Genomic DNA, 20603 nt, shown 5'->3' with positions numbered 1-20603 from the left:
TTAGTAGTATCCAGGATCGTTCTCTGTGCGGCGATACTGCGGAACTCCTTGCTGGCCATACGCATCGGACACGACATTGTCGTAGGACGTCCCTCGAGTGGAGGCACCACTCTTCCCAGAGCGAGGGCCAATAGTACCGTCTCGGCCTCGAAACTGCTGTCCAGCTACCTGTAGAGCGGCTGCTTTCGTTCCCCACCGTGCTGCTGTTGCGCCTGCTAATGGTCCAGCGACTTTCGTGGCAACTAACGCTGCTCCAATCGTCGCAACGCCTTTTGCCGTACCACCGATGACTTTGGCCGCAAGCGGGTTACTGAACGCAAATAGCTTCCAGACTAGGAGTAGGGCAAAGACGGGAAGCGATACACCAACAAGATAACTCAAAAAAGCGCTCTCTGGTGCGAGTGATGATTCAGCGCCAGTACCGAAGAGAAGGTCGTAGCCCCGAAAGAGAATGGCGACTGGCAGCGGCATGATCGCCAATGGAACAAATTTTATCGCGAACTGTTTCGCAATACGAGAGATGACCGGTAAATTTCCAAACGCGACTGCGACGATAATCGGCATTGCATAGAGAAATATATACAAAAGTATCGTTCGAATGAAAAGCAACGCTTGCAGCATCCACATCGAAAGGCCACCGACCAAAGCCAGCGCTAACGCGAGCATGTGATTTTGTATAGTTACTTCTAAGAAATCTCTCAGGCCATCAGCAAGAGTCCCGATTCCAGGAATAAGTGCGATAGTAAACCCATTAACAAGATACAAAATCAAAACAGCAGCCCAGTACCACGTCACAATCAAAAATGCACCAGTCCAGGCAGATCTTCTGGCTTTTCGAGCTTCATAGACGCTTCCAAAATTGAATATACGGATCGTGTGGCGTGCCTGAACAAAAATCACGAGGAGCAGGAGTGACAAAAGCATAAATTCACCAGCGACGAGTGAACTATGGAGGTCAACCCAGGGGTCATTCGTAGGTGTTCCAAAGACGAAGCTACCATCGGTCTCAGGAACCGGCGTTCCGAATAGTTCCTCGGCTAGAACATCATAACCGTCATCAAGCCCTTGTTCGAACCATTCAGTGGTCGTTTCAACAATATCCTCAAACCACCGACGGCCAAACTCAGAAAGAGACGCTGGATACATATCTAGATCACCTCAACCTCAATGTCACACTCAACTAGATTCTCACCTGTGTACGATACCGAGAACGTCTCGGTGATTGGCTCATCCCGGTTTGTGGTGTTAACAGCTACATCAAACACTCCTTCCTCAGTGCTATGGGTGCAAGACACCCTCTCCGATGCAGATGAAAATGGTCGACGACGACTATAGAGAAAAATTTCCTCACCAGGGGGCAGGTCAACTGCATCAGCATAACGTGATACATCGTCTTCTATATCTTGAATTCCGCTCTCATCGTAGTCAGATGGTGTCTCTCGAGGAATATCTCCCTCAAACGACAGTCGAGTAGCGGCGTCAGGTCCAGTTCCCGTGTTCTCCAAAGTGAGAATTGCTTCAGATCTGATTTCATTATCACTCGCTCCCTCGAACATCTCGTCAGGATGATTCCGTCCAAGTCGAAGATCGGTGATTTGGATGTCAGGTTCGATGTTCACCGTCTGGATGTCTTGTTCGTTGCTTTCTACAAGCGCGACAACCTCGTACTCACCGGGCTGATAGGAGGTACCGATCTCAACTGTTTCTCGGCTGACGCCAGCAGGAACGGACAGCTCAGTGTATAGTTCACCATTCGGATCGATGACGTTCACTTGATCGACCGATGCATCATCGTCAAACTCGAGGACGAGTTCCGTTCCGTCGACCGAGATGTCCTCGAAGGTAGGATTGTCCCATCCCACTTCAGAACCAGTCTCAGACCGGTTGAAGCAGCCACTCACAGAGATAGCTGCGCTGGTTGCGATTCCACACAGCAGGGTACGTCGTGTTGATGGTCTCGTTGGAGTCATGGATTATGGTCGCCTGGTAATCGGAGGAACGAACCGAGTTTCAGACCTGCATACAATGCGATCAAGAATGGGGTTGTGAGCCAGACAGCGAATATGAAGAGATCGAACCAGCCCCGTGCCGTCAGCAATGGATGCCACGAGACACGCTCGGCGTCACTAACATAGGCCGGATTATTTGTTCGCCACGATCCAGGGTGGTACTCGACCGTGTATGGTCCCGGCTGACTCACAGTTACGGTCGTGACGCCAGAACTGTTCGTCTCGACGCGCTCGCCGTCAACCGTAATGTACCCATCTCTCGTTCGTTCACTGATCGGTGCAAATCGTGGGTCGTTTGCGTACGGATTATTGAGAGCGATCGGATTCCCCGACTCGGTATCAGTCAACGTTATTTCAAATGTGGCTTCCGTGTCGTCTTGCTCGAGAATCTCAACCGAGATATTGCTCTCGTGAACCTGGCGTTCGGACCCATCTTCGGGACCCACGAGTGTTGCTGTTTCACCGCGCACGATCCCCTGAACCTCGAGGTGATCACGATCGATCTCGTCATCCCGAACTGCAAGTCCATGAGATCGCGTGTATGGCTCATCTACTACGTCTATTTCGACGTTTTCGTGGATCGTTCGATTCGGTGATGGACTATCGTCCCCCCATACTTCTTCGATGGTCGGCCCACTGTGAATTGGATCTGCACGAGGGCCGATTCGGGAGGGGAACGCTCTGACATAAACTGGTGAGGCTGTCTCGTTGTCGAGTTCTGTTTCAGTTGTGGATGCTCTAACGAACGTATCCCAATCCGTATCCCGAGCCGTGTAATACCGCCAGACACCACGGACAGTGCGTTCACCATCTTCGGACAGAACGTATCCGTGCCATGGAAGCGATTGATAGATCGCGACACCGTCGTCGCCATCCGGATACGCTGCATAGTAGAGCGATGCGGACAGGTTATAGACCTCGATCTCACGCTCACTTGAGACTGTAACGGAATCCGTGTACGTCTCGGTAGTTGTTTCATCTCTGTGTTGGTAAGTGACCGTGCGTTCGAGTTCAGCCTCGACATCTGCCTCGAGAGTCAATGTAGACGAGTTACGATCACCAAGGTCGTACTCGATCTGTGGCGTGTGGGTGCTGGAATTATTAGCGATCGTCTCACCGTCGTGGATCAGTCGTATCTCGCGGATGTCGTGCTCGAGAAGCGACCAATCAACAGTCCGATTTCCAGAATTATCGCCTTCAGGGACATCGACACGGTAGTCGACCATCCCGCGCAATTCGCCAGTGGGTGCAACATATAGAGTTTCGTTCGGACCCTGATGTACGATTGTCGATGGCTGGAGGGCAAATATCGTTGCGTGAGCGTCAGCGATCCACTGTGAGGAATTTGTTTCGGCGTGTTCTGGGTAAACCGATGTATCGCTGTCTCCTGGTTGGATCGATTTGAAATCAGAATTGGTCCAGTTCTGAGCAGCTCTTGGTGGCTCCGCAAACGTAATGTCAGTACAATCACCAAGACCGTGGAGAGCCGATCGATTCTCACCGTGTTCCTCATAGTACTCGTCGTCGCTCAGGCAGTTGTTCTCCTCCTTCGACCAAAGTGTCGCATCCTCATTCTCCTCAAGTTCGTCCTCGAGTGTGTCAGATTGCGGTATTTGAGAGTCACCAGCAGCTCCAGGAGTGGTAGCAACTCCGCCAATAATGAATAGAACACCGAGTATAACAGCTATACGTCCCATCATGCACACCTGAAGTTGGGAATGGTCGCCTCGCATTACCACGGTACTAGATCAACACAATCGCTCAGTGGGAGTCCCATGATTGATCCAGCAACGGTATAGAGGGGCCCCAGAACAAGCAGGATGATCACTGATTTGAGAGCGGACCGCTTGTGCTGTTTCAACCCCCGTCGTTGTTCAGGCGAAACCGTGAACATCTCTGCGAGAGAGTCTGCTTGCCACACAACAACGATGCCAATGATCCCCAATGTCGTTGTGATCTGAAAAAATCCGGAAATAATCTCTGGAAGTCGCTCGGTATCACAGAGAACATCCTCTGCGAGAGCCGGTTGAACGGCAACAATACACAATATGAGGCCCGCAAAGAGCGTCTGTCGAGCCACTCGTCTTACCCAAATGTGCGTTTCTAATTCGGTGTCTCTTCCGCGATTTTCGTCAGTCATATCCTGTGGAATTGGATTGCATCTGATTCAATTGGTATTCATTTCATCCCATATTTCGTTCATTCCAATAAATACATACTACATATTTTCTACCGGCCACTACAATATTCCCTAATATAAACCCAACCGTTACGGTAATAACTATAACTTATTATTGCAGTATTGTGGATTGGTGAAGAGTGAATTGAGGCTATCGCTCAGCTTCGCAGCAAGAATCGGGTATACATGACTTCCCACACAAATTACAAGTTTTCGATGGAGCATGATTTAAAGTTACCCCACAAACTAAGTGTATTTGGCTACGTGGGGTAACCATGGTCGAAAACAGACCATCGAAGCCATCTGCCCCAGACCTGCCAGCATATGTTTTAGATCCGCTCGAGAGCCAGTCACCAAAACGGCTCGAGTTGGTCTCCGAGTACGCAGCTAATCTGGCAACCTGGAAACGAGCAAAGCAAAAGCGTGAACTCGAAGAAAAACGAGACGAAGAAGAGATTGATGAGGAGGATCTCGAGGATCTCGAAGATCGTGACATCTCAACTGATCCAAAAGACTACGAAGAAGTACCTGCGAGCGGAGCCTACATTACGATTAAGGAAACAAAACCTGGATATCACTATTATTATTGGCAGTGGCGTGATGGGGATTCGTGGAAAAATGAATACGTTGGGCCAGTGAATCCGAAAGAAAACTAGCTATGCTCTTCTGTAGGAGATTGTTGATACTGTTCAGTTGCGGCTGTCGAATCAAAGAGAGCAAGGACACCACATCAGCGGTGTCCGTTAATTCGCATGGTTTGTCTACGCGTCGGACAGGATCATAACAGTGGCTCTGTCGCACCCTCACCCTCAGATGATATTTTTGATTCGGTTTCGATCAATACAGACGAAGATCGTGTCAATCTGAACGGAGTCTATCCGATGGCTATTAGTGTATTTACTCCCCAAGCAGAGTTTTCGTGACGGAGTTGATTATCTCGCCTCCAGGTATTACGTCTCAGTGACCAGTCAAAAGACCTAACTGAAACGGTCACGAATTCTAGTAACAGTATGTCCAAAATACCAGACCCTAATGGACAGCCACCAGGAGATGATCTCCTCCATGTTCTAACTGATAAATCTAGAAGTAAAATACAAAATAAAGAGGAAGAAAATATTTTCAATCGCTGGTTGGATAAGGTAACATCGGATGGACCAGATGTTTGGGAAACTGTACCAGGAGAGTACCCATCGAAGACCCGGAAGGATGACCATGCAATTGTATTCAAAGAGGTTGCTCTCCAAACACAAAAACGGATAGATGGCGTCGTTCGCTGGCCTAGGGATCAAGCACGTTGGCCCGAGAAAGAGATTCACTGTTATGAATTGGTTGAGGTAAAAAGCACTGATGGCGAGATTCCGGAGGAAGTAATTGGTGAACTCCTGATGGAGAGCGAGACTTTCAAATCGGAATTCTTTCTAAGCTCCTGGGAGGTTGAGGTCACAATTCTTCTAAATGATGTTAGTTGGGAGTCAAAACAGGATTTCCAAAAAATGTGCGATGTGCGTGACATTGAGATCGGTTTAGAAGTAGCACCAAACGACTGACCCGAATATATTAATGATTCTTTCATAACTCAACGAAGGACGGTAATGGCGATGCAATCGAGCAGTCCGTGGCGGTGCTCCGACAAGGTTGAATGTGCTGACTTCACCCTCTCTGTCTTGCATGCCGCTAAAATCATCATCGAAATCTGTCAAGTGGATTATTGATTATTATCCAACCTATATAACAGGTATTTCACCAGGAATTGTATCTGACTAATAGGATTTCAACAAAGCCTACATCATTTGTGTGTGGTGAGAACGTCGTCAATGTCTATTACGACCGCAGATACGCGATTGTCGGTTTGACGCATTGCCGCTGAACGCTCGAGCAGAGAGATAGCCGAATCGATCTGTTCTTTGATCCGTTTCCCCGTCCGAGAGTAGCCGAACAGCCTCGCCGTCTCCAAGACGAGATCCGGTCGCGTCATCGATCCACCTTCGTCCAAGATGATGTATGCTGCCTTCGCAATTTCCTGTGGCGGGATCTGATCGATTTTCCGATTCGCGTGATCTGTATTCGTTCGAACGTATACTGTATCCGTACCAGTTGGCCAGAGGAATCCGTTTTTGAGGCGAAGGTTGTTTCTGTGCTGTTCGCGACGGCAATAACGTTCTAATCGACTCCGAATGTTCTTGCCCAGTCGCGAGACGTCCCATCCAGCAACGACTACCCGATACGCGTTCTCCTTTTCTATCGGCCCGTATCGTTCGACAACTGTCGTCAAGTCGTTGCAGATATGCTGTCTACTTGCCTCATCGAATTCTCCCCAATGTGAGGAGACTGTATCCGGCTCCTCGTAGTCCGTTATCTCGTCCTGATAGCCGCCAAACTCTGAATTCGACATAGGCACAGGCACTACAGGTACGATTGCTTCAGTATGGGCTGATTCTGCAATGCCTCCATCAGCTCGACCTGGTGTGTCCATAAATTCCGACAATTTCTCGACCTTTTCATCTATCGCGTCGAGCTGTCCGTCTCGATTCGCCGTCCAGTCTGGAGACCATATACGATGGATTTCCCATCCGAGATCTTCGAGGACGGCCTGGCGAGTTCGGTCGCGGTCCCGAGCGGTCTTCGAGGAGTGATAGGCAGCACCGTCACACTCGATACCCAGTACATATTTCCCCGAGTAGTCGGGATGTTTGAGCCCTAAGTCGATGCTGTACCCCGCACTCTGGACCTGAGTCTCGACATCGTACCCACGGGCACGCAAGGCGTCACAAACTGCTTCCTCGAACCCAGAGTCAAAGTGGTCGATGTCTGTAGACGATGTCTCTTTTCGAAGGGCATTCTCGCCAACCTCCGCGTACTCAAGATAGTGTTTGAAGTCTTCGACACCACGGTTGTTGGACTTTGTAAGATCGATATCGGAGTGTCGGATTGAGGAGACGACTGTGATTTGGTCGCGAGCACGTGTCACAGCGACGTTTAGTCGACGTTCCCCACCGCTGTTGTTGAGCGGGCCGAAATTCATCGTGATTCGGCCTTCGCTATCAGGCCCGTAGCCAATAGTGAAGATGAGTCGGTCACGCTCGTCACCCTGAACGTTCTCGAGACTTTTAACAAAGAACCCCTCCAGCGCATCATCGACATCGATGAAGCTCGCGATCGCTGGGGAACTGTCGCGACGTCGCTCGAGTTCGTCGCGTATCGCTTGAGACTGTGCCTGACTGAATGCGACTACTCCGAGGCTATCGCTAGGACGCTCCTCAACATGTGCCTCGATTAGGTCGACGACATGTCTGGCTTCCGGCTCATTCGTGCTTGAGCCACCACGGTCGTAGAGTCCATTTTCGACGTACTCAAAGTCAACACCTAGTTCCGCTCCGTCGCTAGCGTTCTCGGGGAAGGTTTTCAGCCGGTTGTCGTAGTATTTCTGGTTGGAGAAATCGATCAGTCGGTTTGTATTACTCCGATAGTGCCAGAGCAGACGTTTTTCGGGGAGGACTGACGCCGCCTCGTCAAGGATGCTTTCGAGATCCTCCATAACGCCGTCGGCGCTGTCAACGCCGGCGTTGAAAAACGAGGTCGGTGGGAGCTGTTTCGTGTCCCCGGCAATGATCGTCTGGTTGGCTCGGATAAGGCTACTAACCGCATCCTGTGGCATAATTTGAGATGCCTCGTCGAAAATGACGGCATCGAACTCGATGGTTCCATGCTCGATGTACTGCGCAACCGAGAGTGGGCTCATCATAAGACACGGCTTGAGCGTGCTAATCAACGACGGAGCGTTACGGAAGAGCGTCCGAAGCGGCTTGTGTCGTTGGCTCTTGTTCATCTCCCTGCGGAGGAATACCTGCTCGGAACTCTTTGCATGCTCCAGTTCGATCTGTGGATACCGCTTCGTTACTTCGTGCTGGATTGCAACCTTGGCGTACTCTTGCTGTTGCTTGTCGAGAGTTCGGAAACGAGAGAGCTGGCCTTCGATTTCAGTCGCGCTAAACGATCCTAAGTCAGTATGGTCATAAACAGCGTTCAACCATTCAGTGAAGAACGCCTTCTCGAAGCCCTCTGGAAGGGTATCGGCGTCATACTTCCCACCAAGGAACTGTTCGAGATAGGTGGCGACTGCAGGACCCGATTCACGGGCCTCCTCGAGACGCTGTGAGAACTCGATCCATCGCTGAAGTTCGTCAATCGAATCGTTGAGCGTGACGAGTCGGCCTTTCAATGCTGTAAAAGGAGCCTGCTCGAGGGACTCTCCTTGGATGCTGAATTCGTCGATATCGATGATAGCTTCGATCTTCTGTCTGGTCGTAGACAGCGCGTCTATCCCTTCAGTTGCTTTGGTAAGGACGGGCGAGCGGGGTTCATCGAATTGGCCCTTGGTGATCGCCTTCTCGATGTGGTCTGTATCGAAGTCATCGAGGGCGCGGAATGCGTTGATCCACTCATGAATCTCCCAGATGAGATTCCAGTCTGTTTCTGCCCCTTCATAGAGAAACCCAAGTTGGGTACGGATGGTGTTGTACTCTGAGCGCTCCGCTTCCAGGGTTTCGAGTTCCATTAGGGTGCGTGCGTCCTCGAGGAGATCGTCATATCCTGGGTCGTACTCTTTGTTCGTGTGTTCGAGTAGTCGTCCACGTAACGAGCGGTACGAGGGCTGAATAATCTTAAAGAGGCCGTACTCTGATAGCTCTGCGTAGAGTTCGTTGCCATCTTCTGCGAAGAAGCTCTGCTCGTAGTTGGCCGCGAGTTTTTGGCGAAGGTCGACGATCTCTGTTTCGTGTTCCTGGAACCGTTTTAAGCGTGATTTTCGAGCGTAGAACGATTGCTCGAAGAATCGTCCTTCCAGAGTAACGTCTTGACGATCATCGAGGAGCCTAACCAGCTCAACTGCTTGTTCGAACTCGCTTGCTGTCGAGACCGAGACGTCTAGAAAGTCAGCCAATGTAGATGCGGCTTTCCGGAGGCCCTCAATGGACGTCACAGCGACCTCAAGGTCTCGCTCGACAGTCTCTGCAGTATCGATCCGCCAGGATTCAATCGCCGCTGATTTCCAGGGATGATCCGAGTAGTTTGTCACCTCGTATTCATACTCGGACAGGCGCTGAAGGACATCGAGCATCTCGTCAACATCTGTATCATCGTATTCGAGGGGGGTCTCGAGATCGAGAGAGATGGAGGGTGCATCCGGATGCTGTGCGACACGCCCCATCGCGTCGTAAACGGTCGTCTCTCCGTCTCCTGGGCGAGCAAATAGGAGATCACCGTATTGGTTCAACTCATGTCGGACCGATGCTAGGTTGGACGTGACGTCATCACGGTCAGATGGATACCGAATTGGGTCCGACCGGAGTTCCGATGCTAAACTTTGGAGGACTGCCTCTTTGTTCGCCTTCTCACCGTGGGCTTCCAAACAAAATCGGCCAAGTCCGACGTCATCAAGTCGGTTTTTCACGACGTCCAGTGCTGCCTGTTTCTCACTCACAAAGAGGACGGTCTCCCCTGCAGCCAGCTTTTCAGCGATGATGTTCGCGATCGTCTGGCTCTTCCCAGTCCCGGGTGGTCCTTGCAGGACGAAATCGATTCCTCGTTTGGCTGCCTCAATCGCCTCCTGTTGGCTCGAGTCAGCGTCGAGGACTTGGAAAATGTCTTCGGGTGGAACCGCCTCGTCGAGCTCATCACCTCGTGGTGATTCCGGTGGATTGCGGAGGGCCGACGGATCTCCGTTGATTGCCTTGATTAGTGGATGTGCCTTGACGGCCTCACGATTTTTCTCGAGGTCCTCATAGAGCGTGTACTTCGTAAAGTCGAAGATACCGAGCAGGACCTCGCCGTCGATCCGCCATCGGTCGAACCCTGAAATCGCGTCATCAACGAGTTTGACCGAGGCGGCAAGGTATTCGAGTGAGTACGCCTCATCCGACGGAAGCGCCAACCCGCGTTCGTGTTCGAGCTTTTTCCGGAGTGCCGGGTTCAGCGTGAGTTCGAAATCAGCGACTGAAAGTTCGTAGTCGTGTCGCTCAGAATGATTTGACGTCTCTCGCTCTAAGTCCACTGAGAGAAGAAAGAGTGGAGAGCGGAGCGGCTCGTCGCTGTGTTCGACTTCAAACCACCGGAGCGTACAGAAGCCGATGAACAGAGCGTTGACTCCCTTCTCTTCCATTGCCCGTTTCTGATTCAGACGAAGGTTCTGAAGTGAGCGAGCCGTGCTTTCTTCGGACCGTGTCGAGGCGATTTCGTTTGACTGGATCTCACTCTCATCCGGTGGCCCTCCACCATGATCACTATGAGCGGACTTCCGGATGTTGAGTGGCTTCTCCGCCATTAGTGTCTCTGCGATCGCGAGCGCATCAGCCCTATATAGTGGAAGAGACTTCGTTTTCGTCGGGGAAAAATCGACGAGTTTGTTCCGCTTCGTGAGATCCAATAGCTGTTCTTTCCAGCTATCGATTCGTCGGTCGAGTGGGTCAACGTCCGTGGACTGTTCAGTGGTCTGTGAGGGCTCGAGATCTGCTGCAGAGAGATCGAGGTCTTTGGTTGATGCGCCCTTCCAGAACCGCTCAGCTGATCGATCTAGGGTTACCACCGAATTTTTGCTCGTGTTGCTTCCGGTGTCGTCGGCTGTTCCCTTCGTATCGGCTTCCTCATCAGCATTGTGAGTGTCACTCGAGCTGTCACATTCGTTGCATACCTCGCCTACTGCTTCATCTTGCATCCACTGAGGTAACGTTCGGCCACAATCTGTACACGAAAATGTCGAAGACTCACTCATTTCTAAAGTATGTTCTATTACAAGATAGTTCCCACAAACCGAGTATACGGAATCTATTCATTGGTTATCTCTTGGAGAAACCCGAATACACTTATCAATTCCGGCGAAATATATCTGGGCAATATTGACAATTGCCTCGAGGTTCGTGCTCATCGTCATGTGCCACGCATCCACCTTCCTTAATCTTCTCCATCCACCGATTCGGTACGTTGGTCGAACCAAATCGCGCACTAGCGACAGCCCCTGCAATAGCACCAACAGTGTCTGTATCGCCACCGCTGTTCACAGCCTGAACGACCGCCGTTTCGACAGACTTGGCGGTCAAGCCGTAATAGAGGCCGGCCTGGAGCGAGTCGACGACGTACCCAGATGTCGCAAGCTGGGATCCAAACACTGCCGGGTCGCGTTCGCCGGTGACGACTTCTTGCACCTTTGTGAATGCAGTCCGAAGTTCATCGAGAGCCCTATAGATACCCTTGAGCGCGGTTTCGAGCGGATCAGGTACGAACGTGCGGTTGAGAATAACGCAGCCTCACTGGCAGCGCGGGTCGGTATGTGTGATCGACAACGATAGCAGACTGACGTGGGTGAGTTCTGTCTTGAATTGACGATATGCGATCGCGTGCGGCGCACACAGCATCAAGTTCCCATTACCTGTGTTAGACCCCTCCGAGCGCGATTCCCAGACATCCACGCCAGCATCGTCCCACGAAGTACCCTGTCTGATTCGGGACAGAGAATCACACGTCATTAGTCCAATGTCGAACGGCCCAGAATCAAGCCAGTCAACGAATTGTTCCGCCACATCCGCTGGGTCGAACCCACGACAGTCAACGAGGCTCTCCGCGATACAAAGGGCCATCTGTGTCGTCGGTGATCGTCCCCGATGGCTGGCCGTGCGTGCCGTGGCTAAGCATCTCTGTCACATAGCCGTGCTGGGATGCGATCTCCTCAGCGCTCTTGAATTCGACTGGTCGACCTAGTGCGTTACCACAGGCCAACCCCCGAGGAGACACCCTTCTGCGTTACGCTCATTTGTCATGGAATTACGATTCAACCCTCTCGTATAACTCTGCCCTAGCGGATACCTACTCATGGAAGCGGATACGCATGTGTATCTACAGTTCCATACGAATGGGTGGAATTTATTTACCAGTGACTTATACTTCTATCTCACTGACTGGTCGTACTCATGAAAGATGCTCTAGAATTACTTTGTACGGGAGACCTCCACCTCGGCCGTCACCCAAGCCGAATCCCGGACGATCTGGATGGTCCCGAGCTGTCGCCCAAATCTGTCTGGCTATCGACGGTCCAGGAAGCCATCGATCGGGACGTCGACGTGGTCGTGATTGCTGGCGATATCGTTGATCAGGAAAATCGGTACTTCGAGGCATACGGTGCGTTCGAGGACGGGGTCGCTCGACTCGATGATCAGGGGATTCCGGTGGTCGTAGTGGCCGGGAATCACGACTTTGATGCCCTCCCCGAGATGATCGACAACTTTGACTTTGACACACTTCAGTTTCTCGGGAGAGGCGGTGAGTGGGAACGGTGGACCCTCGAACGGGACGGCGAACCACTGGTGCACTTCGACGGGTGGTCATTCCCGGCCGAACACGTCTATGAATCACCGCTCGACGAGTATTCCCCCACACAGGTGAACGATATACCGCAGATTGGTGTGCTACATGCCGACTTGAACTCGCGAAGGAGCCGATACGCACCGGTTCAGTCGAGTGAACTCCGAGATACGTCGGTAGATGCCTGGCTGCTTGGCCATATTCACAGTCCGGGTATCCAGATCGACTCGCGTCCGCTTGCTTTGTATTCGGGATCGCCACAACCCCTCGATCCAGGCGAACGGCGGGCCCATGGCCCGTGGACGATCACGATATCTCAAAATGGAGACGTACGGGCTGAACAGGTTCCCTTAGCATCTATTCGCTACGACCAGGTTGAGGTCGATGTTTCCGGCACGGATGGCCCACAGAAAGTGACTTCCATGATTTCAGCGGGGATCAAGGAACACGTCCGATCCGAACTCGATACGAGATCGCTGGAACTCAGCCTCGTTAGGGTTCGTCTCACCGGTCGGACGGATGCCCATTCAGCGCTTGTCGATCAGCATCGATCGATGGAGCGGGATCTCAGATTTCGGGAGGGGTCGGTTTCGGTCCGGATCGAATCAATCGAGGTAGATACCCGTCCAACAATCGATCTCGAAGCCATTGCAGAAGGGGACAATGCAGCTGCCTACCTCGCTAACCTTTTGCTCGAAATCGAGGATGGCAATTCTCGAGGAAACTACGGGGACGTGATCGGTGACTCGCTGGCCGCTATGCGGCAGGCTCACAGCGCGAACGCGTACAACCCACTCCGACGCGAAACTGAACTCAACGATCTGAACGACGCTGACGCTATCGACCATCTCGAACAACAGGCACGGGTACTGCTCGACACCTTACTCAGCCAGAAGGAGGGTAAGGCATGACCAGGGATCCGATTTGCGTCGAGAAAATCCAGATCGTCCAAGCTCCTGGGTTCGAAACTGGCGGCTTCACTGTCGACGACTTGTGCTCCGGCATCAATATCGTTCATGGGCCGAACGCAGCAGGAAAGACGACGCTCGCTGAGTCGCTCGAATGGCTTTGCTGGCCAGAGACCGCCGACGAACGCGCTTCTCTCGTTGGGCGACTCTCACTGAACAGTGAAGCCTGGCGAGTCGAAGTCGATAATGGACGCTCGAGCTACCAACGCGACGGCCAGGAAGCAAACGGTCCGAGTCTCCCTCCAGCCGATCAACGTGACCGCTACCGTCTCTCGCTCCACGACCTGCTCCAGCGAGACAACAACAACGAATCGTTCGCAGAGATAATTGAACGAGAATCGGCCGGTGGTTACGATCTCTCGGCAGCATACGACGAGCTCGGGTATTCGGATTCCCCGAGTCGGGCCAACAGCAACGTCGTCCAGAACGCCAAGGGAGCGATTCAGGAGTTGCGTGAGGCACGGAATGAGGTCTCTGAACTGCGCCAAGAGCAGAACGAACTCTCGCGGTTACGCAGCGAACTGGAAGCAGCGCGCCAAGCTCAAGAACGATCCGAGCTGCTCGAGCAGGCGATAGACTATGCACAGGCGAGGAACGAACTGGAGCAGGCTGAATCGAGACTCGACGAGTTCCCCGATATATTAGACCAGGTCGACGGGAACGAAATCGACCAAGTTCGGTCCCTCGAGGAGGACATCGATGAGTGGACCGAAAAAAAAGACGAGGCAGAGGAGACGAAAACGGACGCTCAGGAACGACTCGAAGAGGTCAATCTTCCTGGTGAGGGCCTTCCCACAGGCCGGATCGATCATCTGAAAGAGCTTCGTGATGACCTCAATTCTGCGGAGGACCGGAAACGTGATCTCCAAGGAGACCTGGCCAACGCCAAACGGCAGCGGAAAACTGCCCGGGAAGATATCCCATTAGAGGTCGATGCCAAGGACCTTGTCGAGCTCAAACCGGTCACGTGGAAGACCGTTTCAAAGTTCGCACGAGAGGCCGAGGAACTCCAGTCCGAACGTGAAAGCCGAGAGGCTGTCCAACGACTACTGGAGGACGGGGAGCATCCTGAGCCCGATCTGTCCACTCTGCAACGAGCGAGTCAATCGTTGGAGGAGTGGCTGGCTGCCGCCGCTACTACCGATTCGAACGACGGTTTGGAAGCATTCAAAATTGCGGTGTTCTCGGCCATTTCTCTCGCCTCGACGGGAATCGCGCTGGGTCTACTGGTGCATCCACTGCTGTTCTCCATCCTGGTCGTTGCCGTTGGTATCTTATGGTATGGGCATCGCACTCGCTCCCAAGTCTCGGACGGGGGCGATTCACAAGAACCTCACCGCGAGTCGTTCCAGAAAACCGGCCTGAATCCACCGGAGGTATGGAACGAGGACGAGGTTCGGTCCCGTCTAATCGGGCTGTACGACGCAATTGCGGAGCATAAGTTGGCCGAGCGACGGTCCGAATGGCGCGACAGCCTGGCGACGGATTCGGAGACCCTCGAACAAAAAGAGCAGGGTTTGGAGGGAACCCGTGCCAAACTCCAAGATCAATTGGGCGCCGCTCCAGACGCTTCTGATGTCGAACTTGCTGTGATTTCCAAGCGAGTGCTCGACTGGCAGGAAGTCCATGACAAGGTTGATGGAATTCAAGAGAGCATCGTCACCGTCGACGAGCAGAATGAGACCGCTCGCGAGACACTCCTAGCGAAACTCGCTCCCTACGACTACGACGAGCTCCAGAGTTCCGGTGAGGCGACCGAGGCAATTCGTAATCTCGAGAGCCGTGAACAACAACGCGAAACCGCACAGAGAGAGTTCGACCAGGCTACCGATACGATTCAGGAAGCGACCGGAAAAATAGATGACTTGGAGGACGAACGCGACGAAATCTTTGCAGACCTGGATCTTGATCCCGATGACCACGATAGGTTGGAGAAACTCTGTAAGCAGGTCGAAGAATACGAATCGACGACGGCGGCTGTACGAGAGGCCGAGATTCGGGCGAACACGGAGGTCGAAGAACTCCAAAGCTACCCAGGCTTCGAACTGGAACTCAAGGATCAAGAGATTGCTGACCTCAGAGAAGATCTCCGTGAAGCGGAACGAACTGCCGAAGATTTCGACGACCTGCAGTCACGGATTGCCGATATTAAGGCGGAGATCAGACAGGCGAAGTCCGACGGCCAGGTTGAAACGGCGCTTGCGGAGCGTGACCGGGCGCTCGATGATCTGAAAGACCAACTCGAGGACGACTGTGCTGAGATGGTCGGCGATGTGCTGGTGGATCACGTTCAGGAGGCGACGATGGAGACCAACCGTCCAGACGTCTTCGCGCGTGCTCGCGAAATCCTGGCAACGATCACCCGAGGCCGGTATCGGTTGGATTTCGACGAGAACGAAGCGAAGTTCCGCGCATTCGACGAAACCAAACAGAAGGGACTCGCACTCGATGAGCTTTCCAGCGGCACTCGGGTGCAGGTTTTGCTCGGCGTTCGGATTGCTTTCGTCGAACAACAGGAACAGGGAGTTCGGATTCCACTCCTCCTCGACGAGACACTCGCCAACACCGACGACCGCAGGGGAAAAACGATCATAGAATCGGCAATTGAACTTGCTCGGAACGGTCGTCAAGTCTTCTACTTCACGGCCCAGGGGGACGAAGTGGCAAAATGGACCGCTGCGCTGGAGGACACGAACGGTGTCAACCACGAAATCATCGACCTCGCGACAGTCCGTAACGTCGAAAATTCAGTGCAGATTCCCGACATAGACTCGATCCAATCGTTCACTCTAAATTTACCCAGCCCCAACGGTCACGACCACGCCTCGTACAAGGAAGCACTCGAAGTCGATTCGTTCAATCCACATCGCGGCGTCGGCACGGCGCACCTATGGTACGTCGTTGACGATGTCGAGACACTCCATCAACTTTTGGAGCTCGGAATCGAGCACTGGGGACAGTTGAATAACCTGCTCCAGTGGGGCAACGGAGACCTCCTCACAGTCGATTCTGATCAATTGACGGTGGCCAAAGAGAACGCGGTAGCATTGGATCAGTTCGTCGACGCCTGGAAGGTGGGTCGTGGCAAGCCTGTGGATCGAGAGGTTCTCGAAGCCTCTAACGCTGTGAGTGGTAACTTCATCGACGAGGTCAGTGACCTTGCTAAGTCAGCCAATGGGGATGGCAGGCAGATCGTTGAGGCCCTGCACAATGGCGAAGTGAACCGCTTCCAAAGTGGGAAGGCGAGCGAGCTGGAGACCTATCTCGAAGAGAACGGATACATCGAACCACGTAATTCGCTGGATCACGGCCAGATCCATGCCCGAATCATCGAGCGCTTCGTCAATGAAGGCATCTCGCACGAAGGGGCCAAAGACAGGACTGACGATCTGCTTTCACGCCTAGGCGAGAATTGATCCTTTCTTGTTGACCTCGGTATTTGTGCCTAGCTGGTCACCGATTCTGGGGTCTCTGGCCCAATGAAGATGAGAATCAGAGAGTAATCAGCCAGGCCGGGAAATTGTATCGCGATATGGGGTTTATTCCCTCGGCGCATTTTACTTCGGATGATGGCGTGGGTTCAGCAGACTCTCGCAGTCAGCCAAACCCACAAACTAATAAGGAATCCAACTAAAACGCTGAACAACCCGAATATGCCACTCTCAGAATTGCCGGACGGCAGCGCGAGTGGGCTTGTAACAGGAATCCACGCCACTCATGATTCGAACAGACGAAACCCCTGGAATACAGTCCAATGAGCCAGTCAGAGGTCGATCAGGAAGCCAGAACCGAGGGAGAGCGGACGCCTTCATTCGATGGTGTCCGATGGACGTCGTGCTCACTCGAGGACTTCGTCGATCTGTATTGGGACCAAATCGCCCCATGCCTCGAATTAGAGGGTATCGATCCGAAAAGTGAGAAACCGACCCACCAGTGGTTTCGAGATCACGATGCACGGTCGTTTCTTGCAGCACTACGGCGCCATCACGATCGCTCCTTCGGAGAGTTCTGGGACGAAAATCTTGGTCTCGGTGACGATGACGATGGTTACACGTGGGCAACAGAAGACGAAGATACGATCGATGCCCTAGAACAGTTCCTCGATCGGCGGAAATCCCGATACAGTCTCTCGACCTCTTCGGTCAACACGCTCCGAACACGGCTAAATCTCTACGTCTATGCGTACTGTGAAGCGAACGGCACAGGTGACCTTCTTACACCAATTCAGCGGGAACAAGAGAGACCAGACTACGAAGCCGTCGACGCGTGCTACGCAGCGTTCGATTGGTTAAACGAAGGGACAGAGCGCTCATACAGTGCCCAAACGCTCCAGCGTGTGCGACGGGTCGTCGACGCCTGGTACCAGCATCTAGTCGGGAGGCGAATCGCCTCGATGAATCCTGCGAGTGGTCTCTACGACGAATTCAAGTGGGAGATCGAGGAGTCTCCTACGCCAATCCTTTCAGCGACGCACGTTCGCAAACTGATGCAGGCAGCACCGACAACACGAGAGCAACTGCTAGTGGTCGCATTAGCTGGCTGGGGACTTCGGGCGAGTGAGGCCGCAGCACTACACATCTCACAGTTTCATCGCGATGTTCCTGAAGACGACGTCCCTTTCATTGCGTTCGAGAACCGGAAGAACGGACCGGGAGAAGTGTCGCTACTGTTTGGCCTCGATATCCTCGACTCCCGAATCGACGAGCTAGCAGACGACGAGTCGTGGACTGGGTATCTGTTCCCATCTTCACAAGGAGAAACACCGCACGTAACACGAGATACGATCCGGAACTGGTTCCAAGATCTAGCATCGAAAGCAGGGCTCCCCAAACGAATCGAAGGCGAGCGCCCGAGTCCACAACTCTGTCGTCGCTTCTGGTACGATACCTATACAGCAGTCCTCGAGGGCGTTCTCGAGGGCGTCGAAGACATAGCTGCAGAACAGGGTAGTAGCGATCCTCAAGTCGTCATGCGAAATTACCTTTCAGACTCACGATCTCGCCGTATCCGGCGTGAATTCATGCGAGAGCAGCTGCACGCTGCCTTTGGAGAGAATAGATAACAGGCCACCATCGCCAGATTGGGAGTCATTTTTCGCCGTTCGAGTACTGATACGTCGGACAAACATCTCCGAGAATATCTTCGACTATTTCCCAGAAGATAGGGAGAGAGTCTCGAGTGCAATTAGATCGATCGGGTATTTGTGTAAATGTCTGTTTCGGAATTCTGGTATAGATGTCTGTTTTGAGTTTCAGTTACAGATAACTGTAACAGAAATCTGGTACAGAGACCATATTATTAACTCATAGGTAGACACTTTTCGAGAAGAATCAGCCCTAATCGCAAGACATCACTATTACAGACACATATTACAGATATCTATTACAGACATCTGTTATAGAATATCGTAACAGATGTCCAAGATAGTTGTCTGACACAGATTTAAGTAACAGTCGCCGTAATTCAGTAGATATGATAACAGCAGTCGTCTACTCAGAATCAGGCGGGACGTTCAAAACGACTACAACAACGAATTTAGCGGCCAGCCTAACTCGGATGGGGCTGGACGTCTGTGTGATCGATCTTGATCCACAAGAGGGGAACTTGACAAGCCTATTGGATGTCGGCAAACATCGGAGTGACCCAAATGCCGATAATTTGGTGAAACACATCCTCGAAATGCCGGATGGAGACTTTGACGATCTAATCGAAACCTCAAACGAGGGCATTGACGTCGTTCCAAGTCACGATATGCTCAGCGACTTTACCTCTAATCTTGAGCAAAAGATCTCCTATGAGGTAGGAATGAAGAACATGACAAAAGAGGAGTACCCGCGGTATGAACTGCTTCATGATTGCCTCTGGAAAGAACAGGAGCTACATGAGCAGTACGACGCGGTGCTTATCGATCCGAACGCACGGGCCGAAGATCTCCTTTACAACGCAATCTACGCACTGCGGACACTCGTGGCGCCCGTTAAACCCGCTGGAAAGGGGAACCTGAGTCTCGAAGGGCTCGAAGAACTCGTCACCAACATGGGGAACCAATTAGATATCGAGATCGGACTCTCCTGTGTCGTTCCCTCCGGGGTCGGCCAAACAAACGCCCACAAGCAGTACTACAAACAGTTCGATGAAACAGACGACTTCGACACCCCGGTCGCGATCGACTACCGCGAAAGCCTCATGGATACGATGTGGGAGGCTCGAGGATCGGCATATAAAGTCATCGAGGAGCGATGGAAAACGTTCGAAGAAAACGACGAAATGGTGAGCAAACCGGGCCACCGACGGATTCGCGATCGAGAGCTCCAAACACTTCGAGACATCTACGGGCTCGCCGCATTTATCGCAACGGAAACTTTCGACGTCGAGATCGACTCAGAACTGGTACTCGAAATTCAGGACCAGGGCGTCCAGAAATTCGACGTCCGAGATAACAGTGAAACGGAGGTGAAAGCCTCGTGAACAACTTCAAATCTGGATCTGGGAACCTCGATTTCGGTTCGGGAGACGACAATGATGATACTGAATCCGAAGAGGCCGACACCAAAATATCACCAGACGACGTGTCTGAGCGTGGCGATACCCACGATACGGGGCAGTCACCGGTAAATGAGACGGACAGTTCCACGGAATTAGAATCAGAAGCAGGCACAGATGAGAATGGAGAAGATCCACAAGAGTACCCGTACTTTATCCGCCGGAGCAACGTCGGCGACGAGCGAGACAATCGGATTGAGCTTCATCTCCGCAAAACCGTGAGCAGTCAAGAATCCGACTTTCGGAGTGAGCTTGCAGAATGCCTTGATACGGGCGAGGTTCCGAAAACAGACGCACGGGAGTTTGCACTCAAATTTGCATTCCAGAATCCCGAGGGCGTTGCCAAGTTGATGCGCGAGGAAGGATTCGGCCTTCTCGACTAGTCAAATGCTTCGTGTCACTATTTCCAGTCTTCACAAATCTGGTTAGTTGAGCCATCTGCTTGCTAAGAATGTGTCCAAACGGCTTTGTTGAATCGCTGTAAGGCGGTGGATTTCACTGTTTGACGGCACGTTTGATGTTGTAGACGACACACATCAGAGCGATTTCACGGAA

Annotated in this window: 11 protein-coding genes; 7 read left to right on the top strand and 4 right to left on the bottom strand. The window is 52.4% G+C overall.

The window, feature by feature from the left end; all coding sequences use genetic code 11:
• Genes GRS80_RS03175 through GRS80_RS03165 form a run of 3 tightly spaced genes read right to left on the bottom strand, consistent with a single transcriptional unit; the run spans nucleotide 1 to nucleotide 3706 of the window.
• Nucleotides 1-1146, bottom strand: coding sequence for a hypothetical protein (locus tag GRS80_RS03175; protein WP_160046304.1), 1146 nt, complete (start codon nucleotides 1144-1146; stop codon nucleotides 1-3).
• Between the two features lie 2 nt (nucleotides 1147-1148).
• Nucleotides 1149-1970 carry a hypothetical protein gene (locus GRS80_RS03170; RefSeq protein WP_160046303.1) on the bottom strand — a complete coding sequence of 274 codons (822 nt, stop codon included), beginning with the start codon at nucleotides 1968-1970 and terminating at the stop codon, nucleotides 1149-1151.
• Complete coding sequence (locus tag GRS80_RS03165) at nucleotides 1967-3706, bottom strand: hypothetical protein (protein ID WP_200840311.1); 1740 nt, start codon at nucleotides 3704-3706, stop codon at nucleotides 1967-1969. Before GRS80_RS03165 ends, GRS80_RS03170 begins: the two co-directional genes overlap by 4 nt.
• A gap of 757 nt (nucleotides 3707-4463) precedes the next feature.
• On the opposite strand from GRS80_RS03165, the gene GRS80_RS03160 reads away from it, so the two are divergent.
• A complete protein-coding gene (locus GRS80_RS03160; RefSeq protein ID WP_160046301.1) occupies nucleotides 4464-4844 on the top strand; it encodes a hypothetical protein in 381 nt (126 codons plus the stop codon).
• Nucleotides 4845-5198: 354 nt separating this feature from the next.
• A complete protein-coding gene (locus GRS80_RS03155; protein ID WP_160046300.1) occupies nucleotides 5199-5735 on the top strand; it encodes a hypothetical protein in 537 nt (178 codons plus the stop codon).
• A gap of 239 nt (nucleotides 5736-5974) precedes the next feature.
• Here the strand turns inward: GRS80_RS03155 and GRS80_RS03150 are convergent, their stop codons facing one another.
• Complete coding sequence (locus GRS80_RS03150) at nucleotides 5975-10897, bottom strand: DUF4011 domain-containing protein (protein WP_160046299.1); 4923 nt, start codon at nucleotides 10895-10897, stop codon at nucleotides 5975-5977.
• Nucleotides 10898-12146: 1249 nt separating this feature from the next.
• Between GRS80_RS03150 and GRS80_RS03140 the strand changes: the two genes are divergently transcribed.
• The 5 genes from GRS80_RS03140 (at nucleotide 12147) to GRS80_RS03120 (ending at nucleotide 20431) form a co-directional block, all read left to right on the top strand.
• Entirely contained in the window at nucleotides 12147-13448 is a 1302-nt protein-coding gene (locus GRS80_RS03140; protein ID WP_160046298.1) for a DNA repair exonuclease, read from the top strand.
• Nucleotides 13445-16921, top strand: a complete 3477-nt coding sequence (locus GRS80_RS03135) for an AAA family ATPase (RefSeq protein WP_160046297.1) — start codon at nucleotides 13445-13447, stop codon at nucleotides 16919-16921. Before GRS80_RS03140 ends, GRS80_RS03135 begins: the two co-directional genes overlap by 4 nt.
• Nucleotides 16922-17259: 338 nt before the next feature.
• Nucleotides 17260-18567 (top strand): hypothetical protein, encoded by a 1308-nt coding sequence (locus tag GRS80_RS03130; RefSeq protein ID WP_160046296.1) that lies wholly within the window; start codon nucleotides 17260-17262, stop codon nucleotides 18565-18567.
• Nucleotides 18568-18977: 410 nt separating this feature from the next.
• The gene (locus GRS80_RS03125; protein ID WP_160046295.1) at nucleotides 18978-19973 is read left to right on the top strand and encodes a ParA family protein; all 996 of its coding nucleotides are present in this window, start codon (nucleotides 18978-18980) and stop codon (nucleotides 19971-19973) included.
• A complete protein-coding gene (locus GRS80_RS03120) occupies nucleotides 19970-20431 on the top strand; it encodes an acyl-CoA dehydrogenase (protein ID WP_235019624.1) in 462 nt (153 codons plus the stop codon). Before GRS80_RS03125 ends, GRS80_RS03120 begins: the two co-directional genes overlap by 4 nt.
• Nucleotides 20432-20603: the final 172 nt, after the last annotated feature.

The sequence above is a fragment of the Natrialba sp. INN-245 genome (genome assembly GCF_009807105.1).
GTDB lineage: Archaea > Halobacteriota > Halobacteria > Halobacteriales > Natrialbaceae > Natrarchaeobius > Natrarchaeobius swarupiae.
Note: the sequence above shows the minus strand (reverse complement) of the source record. Positions and strands in the feature narration are given on the sequence as shown.

Bases quoted from the DNA above. Each gene is read 5' to 3' on its own strand.
- GRS80_RS03175 (WP_160046304.1), bottom strand. From the start codon at position 1,146: ATGTATCCAGCGTCTCTTTCTGAGTTTGGCCGTCGGTGGTTTGAGGAT.
- GRS80_RS03150 (WP_160046299.1), bottom strand. From the start codon at position 10,897: ATGCAAGATGAAGCAGTAGGCGAGGTATGCAACGAATGTGACAGCTCG.
- GRS80_RS03130 (WP_160046296.1), top strand. From the start codon at position 17,260: ATGAGCCAGTCAGAGGTCGATCAGGAAGCCAGAACCGAGGGAGAGCGG.
- GRS80_RS03140 (WP_160046298.1), top strand. From the start codon at position 12,147: ATGAAAGATGCTCTAGAATTACTTTGTACGGGAGACCTCCACCTCGGC.
- GRS80_RS03125 (WP_160046295.1), top strand. From the start codon at position 18,978: ATGATAACAGCAGTCGTCTACTCAGAATCAGGCGGGACGTTCAAAACG.
- GRS80_RS03170 (WP_160046303.1), bottom strand. From the start codon at position 1,970: ATGACTCCAACGAGACCATCAACACGACGTACCCTGCTGTGTGGAATC.
- GRS80_RS03155 (WP_160046300.1), top strand. From the start codon at position 5,199: ATGTCCAAAATACCAGACCCTAATGGACAGCCACCAGGAGATGATCTC.
- GRS80_RS03160 (WP_160046301.1), top strand. From the start codon at position 4,464: ATGGTCGAAAACAGACCATCGAAGCCATCTGCCCCAGACCTGCCAGCA.
- GRS80_RS03165 (WP_200840311.1), bottom strand. From the start codon at position 3,706: ATGGGACGTATAGCTGTTATACTCGGTGTTCTATTCATTATTGGCGGA.
- GRS80_RS03135 (WP_160046297.1), top strand. From the start codon at position 13,445: ATGACCAGGGATCCGATTTGCGTCGAGAAAATCCAGATCGTCCAAGCT.